This is a genomic window from Lentzea chajnantorensis (assembly GCF_054300775.1).
Genome location: NZ_JBSDZT010000002.1, coordinates 191,239 through 206,601 on the forward strand (window position 1 = coordinate 191,239; position 15,363 = coordinate 206,601).

A 15,363-nucleotide genomic window follows, 5' to 3' on the forward strand; every position below is an offset into this window, starting at 1 on the left:
CATCCGTCCAATACGGAAATGCGTCAGAATCAATCCGTGGACGAATTGGAGCTGGCTCCGAAGCTGGCCGTGCTGAAAGCGCTTGCCGCCGACGAGCACGTGACCCGTGCCGCGGAGCGCCTCGGCCTGCCGCAGCCCACGGTCAGCCGCTGGCTCGCCGAGCTGGGCGACGCACTGGGTGCTCCGGTAGTGGTCAGGTCCGGCCGCCGCGTCCGCCTGACCCGCGCGGGCCGCCTGCTCGCCGACGCCGCCACCCGGTCGCTGGCCGCGCTGGAGACGGGCCTGCGCGAGGTCGAGGAGGAGCTCGACCCGGAGAAGGGCCGCGTGGTGCTCGGGTTCCTGCACATGCTCGGCCGCTCGGTGGTGCCGGAGCTGGTCCGCGGCTTCCGCGCCGAGCACCCGCACGTGCGGTTCGGCCTGGTCCAGGACGCGCGTCAGGGCGTGGTGGACAAGCTCGTCTCCGGCGAGATCGACCTCGCGCTGGTCGCCCCGCCTCCGTCCGGCCCCGAGTTCTCCTCGGTGGTGCTGTTCGAGCAGGAACTGATCGTCGTCGTGCCCGCCGCGCACCGGCTGGCCGCGCGCGGGGCGGTGCGGCTGACGGACCTGCGGGACGAGGACTTCATCGTCCTGGAGCACGGCTACGGGCTGCGGCAGATCACCGACGACCTGTGCGCGGCGGCCGGGTTCACGCCGCGCATCGCCTTCGAGGGGCAGGAGACCGAGACCGTGCGCGGGCTGGTGGCGGCGGGACTCGGGGTGGCGTTGCTGCCCCACCCCGAGTTCACGCCACCGGCAGGCGTGCGGGAGCTGCCGCTGACGCCGCGGTCGAGCCGGGTGTTCGGGTTGTCGTGGCTGACGGACCAGCCGCTGCCACCGGCGGTCAGGGCGTTCCGCGAGCACGCCCTGCGCACTCACGAGGTCCAGCGCTGAGTCCCCGACCACGTGCGCAGGTACGACTCCGCCCCGCCCAGCAGGTCCGCCACGACCTGGTCACCGCCGAGCTGCCGCACCTGCTCGACCCAGTCCGGCAGCAGCCCGATGTGCGCGCCGCCGTCGGTGTTGACGTCCCACACGCGTTCGCCGGTCCTCTGCCGGTCCACCAGCGGGCCGTCCGGGTAGCTGCGGAACGGGTAGGTCACGCCGGCGCGCGGAGCCGGGTGGGAGCCGACGCCGTTGAAGTCGGAGCCGAAGCCGAGGCCCACGTCGTACCTGCGGCGCAGGGCCTCGGTGGCGGCGGCCTGGGCGACGTAGCTGTCGGGGTCGTTCTCGTAGCCGGCGATGAACCCGCCGAGCCGGTAGACCTGTTCGGTCCACTGCGCGTCCATCCAGCCGTGGCTGGACAGGACACCGGGGTAGCGCGCGGCGGCGGCCAGCTCCAGCGTGCGGCCGGCGGCCTTCACGCTCATGTGGTCGACCTCGATCATCATGTGCCTGCGCATCATGCCCTGCACCGCGTACTCGCCCAGCGCGGTCAGGCCGCGCACGTTGCAGCGCCGGTCCGGGTCGTACGCCGGGGCGACGACGGTGGCGGGGATCAGGGCGTTCGGGCCGGCGAAGCCGATGGGGTTGTCCTGCTGCGGGCCCCTGCACCGCTCGGTCTGCCACCACGTGCCGGTGCGCAGGAACTGGCCGGCGTTGAGCACGCCGCCCTGCACGCCGGAGTCGAAGCGGACGCCGCACAGGGCGTTGTCGAACTTGTGGCACAGGAACGCGCTGCGCACGCCGAGCGCGTAGACCTCGTCGAGACCGCGGTCGATGTCACCCCGGCCGCACAGCGGGAGGTCCAGGAGCTGGCGGCAGCCGAACAGCTCCGAGGTCTCGATGCCGAGGACGACGGCGAGCTTGCCCTGCTCCACGACCGACCGCGCCTGCTCGGACGTCGTCACGATGCGGAACCAGCCCTTGCCGGGGCCGCCGAACATCCGGTCGACGTGGTCCTGCAGCTCGTACGTGCGCTTGGCCTGCAGCCGCACCGACGTCATCTCGTCGCACGGCCGGTCCTTGAACGGGTAGATCACGCACAGCTCGGCGTTGCTGGTCAGGTCCGTCACCAGGATTCGCTGGCCGCCGCGCCACGCCCGCTCCAGCCAGGCGTAGTAGTTCTGCTGGTGCGAGACGGTCGTGTACGACGGCCAGTCGCGGAACGTCGGCCAGCCCACCGGGTCGTGGCCGTCGAGGTCCGAGGTCACCACGGCCTCGAAGATCGCGCCGAGCCCGGCGGGGTGGTGCTCGGGGCAGTCCCGCAACGCCTCCGGCGCGCCACCCTCGGCGAACGGCGCGCCGCAGATCAGCCGGCCGCCGAACGCCTCGCTGGTCATCAGGTGGTTGTGCGCGTCGACGAGGCCGCGCACCCGGCCCTGGCCGTCGGTCCCGCGGAACGGCTCGCCGGTCACCCCGATCTGCGAGTCCTGCGCGGGCCGGGCCACCGGCTCCCACCACGGCGTGCTCGCCACGGCGGGGGTCAGCGCGGTCAGGAGCAACGAGACGGCGAGTGCCAGGCGGAGTAACACGAGCGCTCCTCTACGGCGTTGTGAAGGAGCTGACATCATGCCGTGGCACACCGCCGTCTCGAACGGGCCGATCGGCTACTAACGCGAAAAATGTTCAGCAACTTCGACGAGGGTTCGCGCACCGAAGCCCGTGGCGCCCGCGACGACCTCCTCGTAGACCTTCTCCGACCGCGCCGGACCCGCGATGTCGAGGTGCGCCCACGGCACGTCGCCCGCGAACTTCTGCAGGAACAGCGCCGCGGTGATGCCGCCGGGACCGGGCGGGCACTGCCGGTAGTCGGCGATCTCGCTGGTCACGGCCTCGACGTGCTCCTCCAGCAGCGGCATCCGCCACCACTTCTCCCCCACCCGCGCACCCGCGTCGACCACGGTGCGGGCCAGCGTGTCGTCAGCGGTGAACAGGCCGCCCGTGCGCAGGCCGAGCGACACCTTCATGGCACCGGTCAGCGTCGCCACGTCCACGACGAGGTCCGGCTTGAGCGTCTTCACCGCGTACGCCATCGCGTCGGCGAGCACCATGCGGCCCTCGGCGTCGGTGTTCTGCACCTCGGTGGTGGCGCCGCCGTAGTGCCGCACGACGTCGCCCGGCCGGTACGCCGAGCCGGAGACGTGGTTCTCGGCGCACGGCACGAGGCCGGTGACCCTGATCGGCAACCCGCGCCGGGCCACGGCCAGCAGCGCGGAGATCACCGCGGCGCCACCGGCCATGTCGGTGCGCATGAGGTGCATGCCGTCGGCCGGCTTCACGGAGATGCCGCCGGTGTCGAACGTGATGCCCTTGCCGACGAAGACCAGGTGCGGGCCGGTGCCGCCGTCGTAGGTCAGCTCGACCAGCCGCGGCGGGCGGGACGAGCCGCCGCCCACGGCGAGGACGCCGCCGAAGCCCTGCTGCGCCAGCCACTTCTCGTCGCGCACGACGGCGGACAGGCCGGGCACCCGGTCGGCGAGCTTGGCCGCGGTGGTCGCGAGCCAGCGCGGGTCCTTGACGTTGGACGGCGTGTTCGCGAGGTCGCGGGTCAGCGCGGTGGCCGTCGCGAGCGCGTGCGCCTTCAGCGCGGCGGAGGTCAGGACCTCCTCGAAGCCCTGGTCGGGCGTCACCAGGCGGAGCGAGCCGACCCGGCGGGGCGCCTCCTCGCCGGTGACCTTGAAGCGGTAGCCGCCGAGCGCCGCGCCCAGCACGAACGCCCGCACCTTGTCGGCGTCGAAGTCGGCGGTCAGCAGCACGTCGGCGGTCTTGGGAGCGTCGTCACCGCCCAACGCGCGCACGAGCGCCGCACCGGCCGTGCGGTAGTCGCTGAGCGTTCCGGTGCCCACACCGAGCGTCCACGTGCCGGTGGCCCGGTGGCGGACCGCCTCGCCGGCCTTGCCCGTCAGGTCGGCGGTGTCGATGCCCTCGCCACCCGGACCGAGCGCGGGACCGGTGCCCGCGAGCACGACCGCCGGCACGCCGCGCCGCGGCGTCACGGCCACCTCGACGTCCACGAGCTTGGTTGGCACTGCCGGAACCGTCGACCCCACGACCTGGACCTCTCGTTGTGCATCAGGGACCGCTCATTCTCACCCAGCGGCGCGGCCGTTCGCCCCCGCCCCTGGTTGCAACAAGCGATGCCCCGGTCTCCACTGTGGAAACCGGGGCTTCACGTGCTTCTCTCGCCGGGTGCCTCAGCCGGCGGCGGCCTTCAGCGCGTCGCCCAAGGCGCTGGCCTCGTCCGCCGACATCTCGACGACGAGGCGCCCACCACCCTCGAGCGGCACGCGCATGACGATGCCGCGTCCCTCCTTGGTGACCTCGAGGGGACCGTCGCCGGTCCGGGGCTTCATGGCCGCCATCGCGTGCTCCCTCCGTCAACTCTTCCCCGTCCGGCCAGGCCGGATCTGCTCCATTCTCCCCTATCGCGACTCAGGGGCGAAACCGAACCGATCTTTTGGCGAGTCCGGGTGACAGTTGTGGATCTTCACTTGTCCCTGGTCAGTACCCGGTTTCACGACCGCGCAACACTTTCGGCACTCCACGGCGCGGCGTGACAGACTCAACAGGGTGCGAGCCCGTTCCGCGCTATTCGACGTCTACGGCGGCCACCTGCGCGAACGCGGTGGTGCCGCCACCATCGCCGCCCTCGTCCGGCTGCTGGAGCCGCTGGGGTTCGCCGCGCCCGCCGTCCGGACGGCGGTCTCGCGCACCGTCCGGCAGGGCTGGCTGCACCCCGTGCGGCTGCCCGACGGGCCCGGCTACGCGATGACACCCCGCGGGGAACGGCGGCTCGACGAGGCCGCTGCCCGCATCTACCGCACCCGGCCGTCCACCTGGGACGGTCGCTGGCACGTCGTGGTCCTGGAGGAGCTGCCCGGCCGCGACTCGCGCGACCACCTGGCCTCCGAGCTTCCAGCTGCTGGGCTACGGCGCCCTCGGCCCGGTGACGTGGATCGCACCCCGGCCCTCACCGGAGCTGGCCGACGTGCTGGCCGCCGGAGAAGTTCCCGCACGAACTTTTCACGGTTCACACGACGGTGCGGACGCCGAGCTCGCGGCGAGGGCCTGGGACCTGGGCGGACTGGGCCGCGACTACGCCGCGTTCGTCGCTCACTGGCAACCGGTCGTGTCCGTTGTGGACGAATCGGACGACGCGGCCGCCTTCGCCGCCTCCCAGCAGCTGCTGCACGCGTGGCGCAAGTTCCTGTTCCGCGATCCCGGTCTTCCTGCTGAACTGTTGCCCCAGGACTGGCCGGGCCGGGAGGCAGCGTCGTTCTTCGACGAACAGACGCTGCGGCTGGCACCGGGCACGAGCCGCTTCGTCGACGAGTGCCTGCGCCCGGTCCGCAACGTTTCCACTGCTTGATGGAGGTCCCGAGTGTCCGAGCTCCTCGTCGACGACGCTGACGGAGTGCGCACGTTCACGTTCAACCGCCCGGAGTCGTTCAACGCGTTCACCGTCGCGTTGAAGGTGGCGTTCCTGGAGGCGTTGAAGGAGACGGCTGCCGACTCCTCGGTGCGCGCGGTGGTGATCACGGGCGCCGGCCGGGCGTTCTGCGCGGGCCAGGACCTCAAGGAGCACATCGGGTTGCTCCAGGCCGGTGACCCCGCGCCGCTGCACACCGTGGAGCTGCACTACAACCCGATCGTGCGCGAGCTGATCGGCATGCCGAAGCCGGTGATCGCGGCGGTCAACGGCAGTGCGGCGGGCGCGGGCGCGTCGTTCGCCTACGCGGCCGACCTGCGGATCGCGGGTGCGTCGGCGAAGTTCCTGATGGCGTTCGCGAACGTCGGGCTGACCGCGGACTCGGGTGCCTCGTGGACGTTGCCGCGGCTGATCGGGCACGGCCGGGCGATGGAGATGATGCTGCTGGCGCAGCCGGTCGGTGCCGAGGAAGCGCTGCGGATCGGCATGGTCAACCAGGTCGTGCCGGACGCCGAGCTGCTCTCCACCGCGCACCTGCTCGCCGCGAAGCTCGCCGCCGGTCCGACGACGGCCTACGCGAAGATCAAGGAAGCCCTCGCGGCCGCCGCCGACGGCACGATGGAGGACGCGCTGGAGGCCGAGCGCCGCACCCAGGCCGACTGCGGCGCCACCGCGGACCACCGCGAGGCCGTGGACGCGTTCGTGACCAAGCGCGCCCCGAAGTTCACCGGCCGCTGACCCCTGCTTGTTCCGGCATCTGCAAGTACCACCAACTCGCAGTTGGCGGTACTTGCAGATGCCCTCAGGAGGAGGCGCGGAAGCAGGTCGCGATGTGGTCGTCGACCATGCCGGTGGCCTGCATCAGCGCGTAGCACGTGATGGGGCCGAGGAACTTGAAACCGCGGCGCTTGAGCTCCTTGGCCATCGCCTTGGACTCGGGCGTGATCGCGGGCACGTCGGTGATCGTGGCGGGGCGGACGTGGTCCTGCGGCGCGAACGACCACAGCAGCGCGTCGAGGTCGAGGTCCTGCTCGGTGATCACGCGGGCGTTGTGGACCACCGCGTCGATCTTCATCCGGTTGCGGACGATGCCGGCGTCGGCCATCAGCCGTTCGACGTCGGCCGGTCCGAAACCGGCGACCAGCTCCGGGTCGAAGCCGGCGAACGCGGCGCGGAACGCCGGCCGCTTGCGCAGGATCGTGATCCACGACAGCCCGGACTGGAACGCCTCCAGCGACATCCGCTCGTACAGCTCGTTCGTGCCGTGCAGCTCGACGCCCCACTCGGTGTCGTGGTAGTCGACGTAGTCCGGCGTGGAGCCGCCCCACGGGCAACGCTCACGCTCGCTCATGGCTCTCCGGCTCCAGCTCCCGCACGCGCGCCCGCAGCGTCTCCACCTCGGTCGCGAGCCGTTGCAACGCCCAGTCGACCTCGCTCATCTTGTAGCCGCGGAACACCTGCTGGAACTTCAGCTCGCGGACGTCCTCCGCGGTGATGTCGTCGGCCGGCAGCCGCGTGGGCGAGGCGCCGGGCGGCAGCGGGGCGAGCTCCTCGCCGCGCCCGAACACCAACGCCGCGAGCAGGAACACCACTGCCGCGACGGCCACCATCACGATCAGGTAGATCAGGGCGTTGGTCACGCGACGATCGTGGCACAGCTCAGGCAGCGGCGAGCGAGCAGACCGAGCCGGACGATCACGGTCCAGGTGATGAGGCTGGCGACGCTCATCGGCACCGACTGCAGCAGCCGCGCCGGGTCGAGGTGCGCGGTGGCCGCGATGATCGCGAGGTTGCCCGCGAGCACCATGCCGACCGCGCCCAGCGCCACGCCCGCGCCGAGCCGGGCGAGCAGCCTCGTGTCGTACGTGCGCGCGAGGACCCGGCCGAGCACGAGGGCCACCAGCGCGATCCCGGACGCGACACCGCCGGCCAGGTCGTTCGCCTTGGCGATGAACAGGTACCACTGCGGCGGCACCGTCCCGAAGTCCTGCCACGGCCCGATGAGCAGCATCCGGACGAGCTCCCACGCCATGTGCAGCAACGGCAGCACGATCGCGAGCCAGATGAGCGTCCGCGTGCCGTACGCGACGGCCAGTTCGGCCTGGTACTCGTTCGCGATCTCCTTGACCGGCCCGAACTCCGCGACGGCGCGCCGCTGCGCCTCCTGCTCGGTGAGACCGCTCTCGACGTGGGCCTCGGTGGCGTCGGACAGGCTGTCGCGGGTCTCCGCGAGGAGGTCGCGGACCTGCCGCTTCGAGCCACGCAGCCGGGACCCGAGGTCGGTCACGTACCGGTCGATCACGCGGTGGTCGATCACGTCCGGGCCCACCCGCCACCACCTCCCAGCACCCCGTCGATGACCGTCGTGAACTCCCGCCACGCGGTGCGCTCGGCGCTCAGCGCCCGCTGGCCGGCCGAGGTGAGCCGGTAGGTCCGCCGCTTGCGCCCGCCGACCGTGCTCCAGTCGCTCGTGACGTGGCCCGCCCGCTCCAGCCTGCGCAGCGCGGGGTAGACCGTGCCGGTGGGCAGGTCCAGCGCACCGCCGCTGAGCTGCTGCAACGCCTCGATGATCGCGTAGCCGTGCAGCTGCTCGCCGTCGAGCGTGGCCAGCAGCAACGCGTCCAGGTGGCCACGCAGCGCGTCGGGCTTCATGAGTAGCGACTCTACTGATGCGCCGCCTCCGGGGAGCCCTGAGATGTCCCTGATGTTGCAGGAGATCCGCCTTGATGTAGGCACGCTACATATAGCGTCCCTACTCATGAGCGCAGCAGACCTCGCCCGCCTCCAGTTCGCGTTGACGACGTCGTTCCACTTCCTGTTCGTGCTGCTCACGCTCGGGCTCGTGACGCTGCTGGTGGTCATGCAGACCCGGTACGCGGTCACCGGGAACCCGGTGCACGAGCGGATGACGCGGTTCTGGGGCCGTGTCTACGTCATCAACTACGCGCTGGGCATCGTGACGGGCATCGTCATGGAGTTCCAGTTCGGCCTGAACTGGTCGGGGCTCGCGACCTACGCGGGCGACGTGTTCGGGGCGCCGCTCGCGCTGGAGACGCTCGTCGCGTTCTTCCTGGAGTCGACGTTCCTCGGCCTGTGGATCTTCGGCTGGGGCCGGCTCAACCGGTGGGTGCACCTGAGCCTGCTCTGGCTGACGGCGCTCACGGCGTTCGCGTCGGCGTTCTGGATCATGGCGGCGAACGGGTTCCTGCAGCACCCCGTCGGCCACCGGGTCGAGGGGAACGTGCTGCGGCTGGACGACTTCTCGGCCCTGCTCACCAACCCGACGTGCACCAGCGCGCTGATGCACGTCGTCTTCGCGTCGATCACGGCAGGCGGCGTGTTCGTGACCGGCGTGTCGGCCTACCACTTCCTCCGGCGCACCACCGAGACCGACTTCTTCCGGCGGTCGCTGCGGCTGGGCGTGGTGAGCACCGCGCTGGCCACGCCGTCGCTGATCGGCGCCGGGTTCGCGCAGTTCCCGGTCATCGCGCGGTACCAGCCGGGCAAGGCCGACGCGGCGCAGTGGCTCGGCGCGCCACTCGGGTTCATGATCATCATCGGGATGGTCCTGACGGCGGTCAGCTGGCTCACGCTGCCGCTGCTCCTGCGGGACGCGGTGATCCGCCTGCGCTTCCCGCTGCACCTCATGGTGATCGGCATCCCGCTGCCGTTCGCGGCGGCGGTCTTCGGGTGGGTCTTCCGCGAGGTCGGCCGGCAACCCTGGCTCGTCCAGGGGCTGCTGCGGACCGAGGACGCGGTGTCGCACGTGGACGCCGGGCAGGTCCTGTTGTCCCTCATCGTCTTCACGTCCCTGTTCGCCGTGCTGGCCGTCGTCGACTGGACGCTGATCGCACGCGCGGTCCGCCGCGGTCCGGACACGACGCCCGCCCCTGTCTCGCCGTTGGTGGTGACGCTCTGATGGAAGCGCTGTGGCTGACGGTCCTCGGCACGCTGACGGCCGGCTACTTCGCGTTGGCGGGCTTCGACTACGGCAGTGGACTGCTGCTGCCGTTCCGCCGCCGGGACGAGGTGCTGCGGAGGATGACGCCGTTCTTCCTCGGCAACGAGGTGTGGCTGGTCGCCGCGGTCGGGGTGCTGTTCGCGGCGTTCCCGCGGCTGGAGGGCGAGCTGTTGTCCGGTGCGCACAGCGTGTTCACGCTCGTGCTGGCCGGGCTGGTGCTGTTCATGGCCGCGGTGCAGCTGCGGTTGTGGTGGTGGCTGGTGTTCACCGGCGCGCTGGCGGTGTCGGTGGGCTGGGGGCTGTTCCTCGCGCACCTGCTCGACGCGCCGTGGCCTGTCGCGCTGGTGATGCCGGTGCTGTTCGCGGTGCACGGGTGGGTGTTCCAGAGCGGCCACCGGCGGCTGTTCCCGGTGACGGCACTGCTGTGCGCGCTGCCGATCCCGCTCGCGTTCACCCGTGTCGACACGACCGGGCTCATGGCGCACGCCGACACGCTCGGCCTGCTCGCGTGGGTCGCGGTCCCGGTCATTCCGCTGGTGGTGGTTGTGCAGTGGTCGATCGTCGCCATCTCCTCGCGCTGATCCCGGTCCCGTTCCTGGTGCTGGCGCAGGCGGAGCTGCTCGCGTCGGTGCTGGCAGGCGGCACCGGGTACGCCCTGCTGTGCCTGGTCGTCGGCGCGCGGGTGCTGGTGTGGTGGGGGCACCGGGAGTGGGCGCACCGGGCCGCCGAACGCACCCGCACCCGGCTGCGGGAGGCGTTCCTGCGCGACCCCGGCACCAGGGCCGGCGAGGTCGCGACGCTGGTCACGCGCGGCGTGCACGACGTGACGCCGTACGTGACCGGGTACCTGCCGCAGCAGGTCCTCGCCGTCGTGGTGCCGCTGGCGGTGGTCGTCCGGCTGGCGTTCGCGGACCTCGCGGCGGCGCTCACGATCCTCGTCACGCTGCCGTTGGTCCCGGTCTTCGGCGCACTGGTCGGCGCGCACACCCGTGAGCGGACCGCACGGCAGTGGGACGCGCTGGCGACGCTCGGCGGGCACTTCCTGGACGTCGTCAAGGGCATCGGCACGCTGCGGGCGTTCGGGCGGGCGCGGGCGCAGTCGGCGACCGTCCGCGCACTGGCCGCACGGCACCTGACCGAGACGATGTCGGCGCTGCGGGTCGCGTTCCTGTCGGCGTTCGTGCTGGAGCTGGTGGCCACGATGGCGGTGGCGCTGGTCGCCGTGCCGGTGGGGCTGCGGCTGCTCGGCGGCGGCATGCCGCTGCACACCGCGCTGCTCGTGCTCTTCCTGGCGCCGGAGGCGTTCCTGCCGTTGCGCGCGGCCGGTGCGCAGTACCACGCCAGCGCGCAGGGCCGTGCGGTGCTGGACCGGGTCCCGGTCCGCGCCGAGCACACCGGGGTGGCGCCGCCGGACCTCGCCCGCGCCGAGATCGTGCTGGACGGCGTGAGCGTGCGCAGCCTGCGGAACTTCTCGCTGCGGATCTCCCCCGGCGAGCGGATCGCGCTGGTCGGCCCGAGCGGCGCCGGCAAGAGCACGGTCCTGGGGCTGCTGCTGGGGTTCGTGCGACCCGACGAGGGCCGCGTGCTGGTCGGTGGTGTCGACCTCGCGGAGATCGACCACGCGCAATGGCTCGCCGCGCTGTCGTGGGTGCCGCAACGCCCCACGCTCGTGCCGAAGGACCTCTCCTCCGGCGAGCAGCAACGGGTCGCGCTCGCCACCGCGCTCGACCGGCGCCACGCCGGGCTGTTCCTGCTGGACGAACCGACCGCGCACCTCGACGCGGAGACGGAGGCGCTCGTGCTCACAGCGGTCAGGGAGTTCACCAGGGGCCGCACCGCCGTGGTCGTGGCGCACCGGCCGGCGCTGCTCGCCGAGGTCACGAGGGTGGTGGCGGTGTGAGGCTCGCGATCGTCGTCGGCACCCTCGCCGAGCTCGCCGGCGTCGGCCTCACCGCGACCGCCACGTGGCTCGTGCTGCGGGCCGCCGAGCACCCGCCGGTGCACGCGCTGACCGTCGCGATCGTCGCGGTCAGGGCGCTCGCGCTGGCCAAGGGCGCACTGCGCTACCTCGAACGCCTCACGAGCCACCGGGCCGTGCTCGGCGAGGCCGTCGAGCTGCGCGGCCGGGTCTACGACGACCTGGTGGCGCGCCGGCACGTCCCGTCCGGCACCGCGCTCACCCGGATCGTCACGAACGTCGACCAGCAGCTCGACGCCCGGCTCCGCACGACGTTGCCGTGGTGCACCGCCGTCCTCGCCAGCGTGGTCGTGGTGGTCGTCTCCGGCTTCTCGGTGCCGCTGGTCGCCGGTCTGCTGGTGAACCTCGGCCTGCTCCCCTGGCTCGCCACGCGGCGGGCGGAGGACCTGACGCCGTTGCGCGCCCTGCTCACCGAGCAGACCACCGAACTGGTGCACAGCCGTGAGGAGCTGATCGCCCACGGCCTCTACGACGCCCGGTTCGCGGTGGCGGCCCGGACGGCGAAGACGTTGTCCCGCGAGGAACGCGCCCGCGACCTGACCCCGCTCGCCATCGCCGTCCAGTTCGGCGCGGCGCTGCTGGTGCTGGCGCAGCACGAACCCGCGTGGCTGGTCATGGCCGCCATCGCGACGTTCGAGATCACCGTCCCGCTGGCCGCGCTGAGCAGGCCGGCCCCGGAACCGACCGGCGAACCCGAGCCCGCAGAACCCGCCGACGTGCCGGTGCTGCGGGGGAAGACCGCGGTCGTCGGCCCGAGCGGGGCGGGCAAGACCACGCTGCTCAACGCCGTCGCGCGCCGGCTCGAACCCAGTGCGGGCGCGCTGGCCGACGCCCACGTCTTCCACACCACGGTCCGCACGAACGTCCTGCTGGCCAAACCCGGTGCCACTCAAGAAGAACTGGACCGGGCCGCCGAGATCGCCGAGCTGGACCTCGACTGGGACCGGGTCGTCGGCGAACGCGGTGAGGAGATCTCCGGCGGCCAGCGGCAACGGCTCGTGCTCGCCCGGTCGGTGCTCGCCCGACCCGAGGTGCTGCTGCTGGACGAGCCGACCGAGGGCCTCGACCCCGAGCAGGCCGACCGGGTGCTCGGCAAGGTGCTCGGCCACTGCCGGGGAACGGCGCTCGTCGTGACGCACCGCGAGGAGCAGCTAGCGCTCTTCGACCACGTGCACCATCGGGGGCCGGTCCGCGACGACCACGTCGGTCGAGTCGGGTAGCCACTCGCCGTCGACCTGCACGAACTGCGTCAACGGCCCGGAGTCCGCGGACACCCCGCACCGGGCCAGCGCCGTTCCCATGATCTGCGCGGACATCACGCCGAGCTGCAGCAGCGACCGGTTGCGGTGCTTGCGCACGCCCAGGTTCACCTGCGCCAGCCCGGCCAGCCCGTGCAGGCGGTGCACGTCCAGCAGCAGGCCGATCTCCACGCCGTACCCGGCGGCGAACGGCACGGACTCCAGGAAGGAGCGGGTCGCCGCGTACTCGCCGCCGAGGGGTTGCACCACACCGGACAGCTCCGGCCGCAGGGTGTTCAGCAACGGCCGCGCCACCAGCTCCGTGACGCGCCCGCCACCGGTGCTCTCCAGCCGCAGCGGCCGCCGGTAGAAGCCCTTCACCAGGTGCACGCCGGGGTCGAGCAGCAACGGCCCGAGCAACGCCGTGACGAACGCGGTCTCCGGGTCCACGAGGTCGGAGTCCAGGAAGACGACGAGGTCGCCGGTGGTCGCCGCGAGCGAGCGCCACAGCACCTCGCCCTTGCCGGGCACCGGTTCCAGCCACGGCACGACGTCCTCGCGCAGCACCACCCGCGCCCCGGCCTCCGCCGCCACGGCGACGGTCCGGTCGGTCGACCCGGAGTCCACCACCACCAGCTCGTCGACCAGCGTGCCGAGCAGCGGCCGCACGATCGCGACGACGGCGCCGACGGTCTCCTCCTCGTCCAGCGCCGGCAGCACCACGGACACCGTGCGCCCGCGCTTCAGCGCCACCAGCTCGTCGACCGTCCACGGGGGCTGCTGCCAGGTGTGCGTGCCGAACCAGGCTTCGACGGAGGGCAGCATCAGGCCAGCGCCCGCACCGCTCGGGCCGGCGGACGGGTGCCCGCCACGCTCGCGACCATCTCCACGACCTTCCTCGCCTGCCGCACGTCGGACGCCCGCACGGCGCGTGCTCCGGACAGCGCGGCCACCGTCGCGGCCGCCAGGGTGAAGTCCTCGTCGCCCGCGGGGACGGTCACGACGTCCAGCGTCCCGGTGAGCGGCGGCAGCTCCAGCTCGCCGTCGAACTCGACGACGTCGGCACCGTCGGCGACCGCCTGCTCCAAGGCATTCGCGCTGGTCAGATGCGCAACGACCAGCACCCGGTCTTTCGGCAGCTCACTGACGCGGAATCGGTTCACGCCACCCAGCGTAAACAGTGACCTGACTCACAGCTTCTTGCTACTCGCGAGTAGCCATCTGCTTTACTCCCGAACAGCAACCCTGTGTGATCTACGTCATGGTCAAGGAGGACCAGCGTGCGCCGGTCACTTGTTCTGTTCCTGGCACTCCTCACCACCCTGCTCGGTGCACCGGCGGCCATCGCGGCGCCGGGACACCAGATCACCTACCGCACCATCCCCGGCGTCGGCGGCACCGCGCTGAAGGCCTTCGTCATCGAGCCCACCGGCCGGGGTGACGGGCCGTTCCCGCTGCTCGTGATGCCGTCGAGCTGGTCGGTTCCGAACATCGAGTACGTCGGTGCCGCGGCCAAGCTCGCCAAGGAGTCCGGCTACGTCGTCGTGAGCTACACCAGCCGCGGCTTCTGGGACTCCGGCGGTGAGATCGACATCGCCGGTCCGGAGACCGTCGGTGACGTCAGCAAGGTCATCGACTGGGCGATCGCCCACGCCCGTGCCGACGGCACGAAGGTCGGTGCGGCCGGGATCTCCTACGGTGCCGGGCAGTCGTTGCTCGCCGCCGCGAACGACCGGCGGATCAGGGCGGCAGCGGCGCTGAGCACGTGGACCGACCTGGCCCGCTCGCTCTACCCCAACGACACCGTGAACAAGCAGGCCGTCGAGGTCCTGCTGGCGGCGGGCCACGCCACCGGGCGCCCCGGTCCCGTTCTGCTGGAGGCCGAGGACGCCTACCGCGACGGCCGGTTCCACGAGGTCGTGCCGATCTCCGCCGGCCGGTCAGCCGCATCGAAGATCGCGCAGCTCAACGCCAACGGCACCGCCGTGCTGCTCGGCAACGCCTGGAACGACGGCATCTTCGCCCCCGGCCAGGTCGCGGACCTCTACTCGCGGCTGACCGGGCCGAAGCGGCTCATGCTCTCGCCCGGCGACCACGCCACCGCCGAGCTGTTCGGCGCGGCCGGTCTGCCCAACGAGATCTGGGAGTCGGTCGGCCGCTGGTTCGACCGGTACGTGAAGGGCACGGCCAACGGCATCGATGCCGAGCAGCCGGTGCAGCTCAAGCCCAACAACGGCGGCACGTGGAGGAAGTTCGGCGCCTGGCCGGACGGGGCCGCCGACACGGTGCAGCTCGAAGGCAAGCGGATCCACGCCGGCTGGAACACCGTCGCCGACAGCGGCACGATCCTGCTCTCCGGTGCGCTGCAAGGGTTCCTGAACCTCCCGACCGGCGTCTCGCTGCCGTTCGTCGACCGCAACGTCGCCGGCGTCTGGTACGGGCCGCAGTACCCGGCCGGTGCCACGCTCGCCGGCACGCCGCAGCTGCGGTTGACGGTGACGCCGAGCGCGGAGGTCACCACGTTGTTCGCGTACCTGTACGAGGTCGGCCCGCTCGGACTGGGCGCGCTGGTCACGCACAAGCCGGTGAAGGTCACCGGTGCCGGCCGCACGCAGACGCTGGACGTGCCGCTGGAGCCGACGGTGTGGAACGTCGGCGCGGGCAACCGGCTGGCACTGGTGGTCGACACCGTGGACCCGCGGTACCTCAGCGAGTCGACCCGCGGCTCGACCGTCACCTTCGGACCGTCGAGCCTCACCGTGCCGAAGGCGTAAGAATG

Annotated in this window: 17 protein-coding genes and 1 pseudogene; 9 read left to right on the plus strand and 9 right to left on the minus strand. The window is 72.0% G+C overall.

Annotation, left to right across the window (positions count from 1 at the left end; genetic code table 11):
* Positions 1 to 36: 36 nt before the first annotated feature.
* Complete coding sequence (locus tag ACVDFE_RS01295) at positions 37 to 930, plus strand: LysR family transcriptional regulator (protein WP_458429297.1); 894 nt, start codon at positions 37 to 39, stop codon at positions 928 to 930.
* On the opposite strand, the gene ACVDFE_RS01300 is transcribed toward ACVDFE_RS01295, so the two are convergent.
* From ACVDFE_RS01300 to ACVDFE_RS01310, 3 genes are all read right to left on the minus strand, one after another.
* On the minus strand, positions 912 to 2,510 hold the full coding sequence (locus ACVDFE_RS01300; protein ID WP_458429298.1) for a hypothetical protein: 1,599 nt from the start codon (positions 2,508 to 2,510) through the stop codon (positions 912 to 914). The genes ACVDFE_RS01295 and ACVDFE_RS01300 overlap by 19 nt on opposite strands.
* A 78-nt stretch (positions 2,511 to 2,588) precedes the next feature.
* A complete protein-coding gene (locus tag ACVDFE_RS01305; protein ID WP_458429299.1) occupies positions 2,589 to 4,007 on the minus strand; it encodes a leucyl aminopeptidase family protein in 1,419 nt (472 codons plus the stop codon).
* Positions 4,008 to 4,172: 165 nt separating this feature from the next.
* A complete protein-coding gene (locus tag ACVDFE_RS01310; RefSeq protein ID WP_065914675.1) occupies positions 4,173 to 4,340 on the minus strand; it encodes a DUF3117 domain-containing protein in 168 nt (55 codons plus the stop codon).
* A 208-nt stretch (positions 4,341 to 4,548) separates the two neighbouring features.
* Here ACVDFE_RS01310 and ACVDFE_RS01315 point away from each other — a divergent pair.
* The 3 genes and pseudogenes from ACVDFE_RS01315 to ACVDFE_RS01325 all read left to right on the plus strand — a co-directional run.
* Positions 4,549 to 4,689, plus strand: a pseudogene (locus ACVDFE_RS01315) (PaaX family transcriptional regulator C-terminal domain-containing protein); the annotation flags it as partial.
* A gap of 235 nt (positions 4,690 to 4,924) precedes the next feature.
* The gene (locus ACVDFE_RS01320; protein WP_458429300.1) at positions 4,925 to 5,347 is read left to right on the plus strand and encodes a PaaX family transcriptional regulator C-terminal domain-containing protein; all 423 of its coding nucleotides are present in this window, start codon (positions 4,925 to 4,927) and stop codon (positions 5,345 to 5,347) included.
* Between the two features lie 12 nt (positions 5,348 to 5,359).
* Positions 5,360 to 6,145, plus strand: coding sequence for an enoyl-CoA hydratase-related protein (locus tag ACVDFE_RS01325; RefSeq protein ID WP_458429301.1), 786 nt, complete (start codon positions 5,360 to 5,362; stop codon positions 6,143 to 6,145).
* A gap of 64 nt (positions 6,146 to 6,209) precedes the next feature.
* On the opposite strand, the gene ACVDFE_RS01330 is transcribed toward ACVDFE_RS01325, so the two are convergent.
* Genes ACVDFE_RS01330 through ACVDFE_RS01345 form a run of 4 tightly spaced genes read right to left on the minus strand, consistent with a single transcriptional unit; the run spans position 6,210 to position 8,059 of the window.
* Positions 6,210 to 6,758: a DNA-3-methyladenine glycosylase I gene (locus ACVDFE_RS01330; RefSeq protein ID WP_458429302.1), complete on the minus strand. Its 549-nt coding sequence runs from the start codon at positions 6,756 to 6,758 to the stop codon at positions 6,210 to 6,212.
* Positions 6,745 to 7,047: a DivIVA domain-containing protein gene (locus tag ACVDFE_RS01335; RefSeq protein WP_360386186.1), complete on the minus strand. Its 303-nt coding sequence runs from the start codon at positions 7,045 to 7,047 to the stop codon at positions 6,745 to 6,747. Before ACVDFE_RS01335 ends, ACVDFE_RS01330 begins: the two co-directional genes overlap by 14 nt.
* Complete coding sequence (locus ACVDFE_RS01340; RefSeq protein ID WP_458429303.1) at positions 7,044 to 7,736, minus strand: permease prefix domain 1-containing protein; 693 nt, start codon at positions 7,734 to 7,736, stop codon at positions 7,044 to 7,046. Before ACVDFE_RS01340 ends, ACVDFE_RS01335 begins: the two co-directional genes overlap by 4 nt.
* Positions 7,721 to 8,059, minus strand: a complete 339-nt coding sequence (locus tag ACVDFE_RS01345; protein ID WP_360386180.1) for a PadR family transcriptional regulator — start codon at positions 8,057 to 8,059, stop codon at positions 7,721 to 7,723. The genes ACVDFE_RS01340 and ACVDFE_RS01345 overlap by 16 nt, the downstream gene beginning before the upstream one ends.
* 106 nt (positions 8,060 to 8,165) lie before the next feature.
* Between ACVDFE_RS01345 and ACVDFE_RS01350 the strand changes: the two genes are divergently transcribed.
* From ACVDFE_RS01350 to ACVDFE_RS01365, 4 genes are read left to right on the plus strand one after another with little or no spacing between them, the layout of a single operon-like run.
* Positions 8,166 to 9,326, plus strand: a complete 1,161-nt coding sequence (locus ACVDFE_RS01350) for a cytochrome ubiquinol oxidase subunit I (protein WP_458429304.1) — start codon at positions 8,166 to 8,168, stop codon at positions 9,324 to 9,326.
* Complete coding sequence (locus tag ACVDFE_RS01355) at positions 9,326 to 9,949, plus strand: cytochrome d ubiquinol oxidase subunit II (RefSeq protein WP_360386174.1); 624 nt, start codon at positions 9,326 to 9,328, stop codon at positions 9,947 to 9,949. Before ACVDFE_RS01350 ends, ACVDFE_RS01355 begins: the two co-directional genes overlap by 1 nt.
* The gene (locus ACVDFE_RS01360) at positions 9,919 to 11,268 is read left to right on the plus strand and encodes an ABC transporter ATP-binding protein/permease (protein ID WP_458429305.1); all 1,350 of its coding nucleotides are present in this window, start codon (positions 9,919 to 9,921) and stop codon (positions 11,266 to 11,268) included. Before ACVDFE_RS01355 ends, ACVDFE_RS01360 begins: the two co-directional genes overlap by 31 nt.
* A complete protein-coding gene (locus ACVDFE_RS01365; RefSeq protein ID WP_458429306.1) occupies positions 11,265 to 12,566 on the plus strand; it encodes an amino acid ABC transporter ATP-binding/permease protein in 1,302 nt (433 codons plus the stop codon). The genes ACVDFE_RS01360 and ACVDFE_RS01365 overlap by 4 nt, the downstream gene beginning before the upstream one ends.
* Here the strand turns inward: ACVDFE_RS01365 and ACVDFE_RS01370 are convergent.
* Entirely contained in the window at positions 12,498 to 13,409 is a 912-nt protein-coding gene (locus ACVDFE_RS01370) for a glucosyl-3-phosphoglycerate synthase (RefSeq protein WP_458429307.1), read from the minus strand. The two genes, ACVDFE_RS01365 and ACVDFE_RS01370, sit on opposite strands and share 69 nt — an antisense overlap.
* Positions 13,409 to 13,747: a hypothetical protein gene (locus ACVDFE_RS01375; protein WP_458429308.1), complete on the minus strand. Its 339-nt coding sequence runs from the start codon at positions 13,745 to 13,747 to the stop codon at positions 13,409 to 13,411. Before ACVDFE_RS01375 ends, ACVDFE_RS01370 begins: the two co-directional genes overlap by 1 nt.
* A 117-nt stretch (positions 13,748 to 13,864) precedes the next feature.
* Here ACVDFE_RS01375 and ACVDFE_RS01380 point away from each other — a divergent pair, with 117 nt between their 5' ends.
* Entirely contained in the window at positions 13,865 to 15,358 is a 1,494-nt protein-coding gene (locus tag ACVDFE_RS01380; protein WP_458429309.1) for a CocE/NonD family hydrolase, read from the plus strand.
* Positions 15,359 to 15,363: the final 5 nt, after the last annotated feature.